This window comes from Streptomyces sp. PA03-1a (assembly GCF_033792805.1).
In the GTDB taxonomy this organism is placed as follows: Bacteria; Actinomycetota; Actinomycetes; order Streptomycetales; family Streptomycetaceae; genus Actinacidiphila.
Window position 1 is genome coordinate 1 of record NZ_JARAVO010000503.1, and the last position, 736, is coordinate 736.

A 736-nucleotide genomic window follows, 5' to 3' on the forward strand; every position below is an offset into this window, starting at 1 on the left:
CACCTGCTCCGCCCGCACCACGGTCCCGGCCCCCACGACTGCCTCGGGCACCTCGCGGGCCGCCGCGGCGATCGCCTCCATCGCGGTGGGCGTCCGCAGCGTGAACTCCACCGCGGTCAACCCCCCGCGGACCAGCGCCCGGACGAGCGGGGCCGCGTCGGCGGGGTCGTCCAGCGTGAGGACGGGGATCACGGGGGCGGCGGGGGCGAGGTTCAGCACCGTGGCATCGTGCCGCCCCCGTGCGGCGCCCGCAACGCGCGTTGCAGCCTGCGCAACGGGGTGCCCCTTGCGGCCTGTTGTTGTGTGCGGCTCCGTTGTGCCTGCGGCGGGCGTCCCCCGCCCTCCCGCGCGATTGCCCGGCGCGGTCAGTGACCGCCTCGCGCGGTCGTTGTGGGGCCGGTGCCGCGCCGGGGCACGCCCCCCAGCCTTCGGCCGGGGGGACCCCCATGGGCGCACCCCGCCACACCCCTCCGGTTGTCTAGGCGACTAACGGCCGGTAGGGGTGAGAAGGCGGTCCGGGGTTGCCACAAGTGCCCTTCTGAACCCCCACCGGCCGTCATGCGCCCACACAACGGGAGGGGGTGTGGCGGGGTGCGCCCGGAACCGACGAGCGGTACGCGCGGCGCCGAACGATGTTGGGGTAAACCGCGAGCGCTGAGGACGTGCGCCGGCGCGGCCCCGACCCAGGCACACGGTGCGAGGCCCGCACTGACCGCGCCGGGCAATCGGGCGGGAG

Annotated in this window: 1 pseudogene; it reads right to left on the minus strand. The window is 76.4% G+C overall.

The window, feature by feature from the left end:
• A pseudogene (locus PV341_RS45190) lies at positions 1–219 on the minus strand (keto-deoxy-phosphogluconate aldolase); the annotation flags it as partial.
• Between the last annotated feature and the right edge of the window lie 517 nt (positions 220–736).